The organism is Actinomyces sp. HMSC075C01 (genome assembly GCF_001812965.1).
Classification (GTDB): domain Bacteria; phylum Actinomycetota; class Actinomycetes; order Actinomycetales; family Actinomycetaceae; genus Actinomyces; species Actinomyces acetigenes.
Map to the genome: position 1 here is coordinate 171,233 of NZ_KV811040.1, position 227 is coordinate 171,459.

Below are 227 nucleotides of genomic sequence, written 5' to 3' on the forward strand. Positions count from 1 at the left end.
CTTGGTGTTCCTGGTAGCGCCAGCAGGTGGCGATGACGCGGCCGGGGTTCTCGGTAGCCCGGTCGACCTCGATGAGGTAGCGGTCCTCATAGGCCGGGCTGGTGATGGTCACCGCTAGGTCGGGGCGCAGCACCTGAGGTTGGCCGCTGGGGCTGAGCGCAGTGCGCCAGCACTCTGGCTCCAAGGCCACCATCGCCTCGGTGTCCGCCTCCTGGCGGACGGCCTCC

At 69.6% G+C, this 227-nt stretch carries 1 protein-coding gene; it reads right to left on the reverse strand.

The window, feature by feature from the left end:
- The coding region (locus HMPREF2883_RS13450) for a replication-relaxation family protein (RefSeq protein WP_176747225.1) at positions 1-227 on the reverse strand (227 nt) is incomplete at both ends.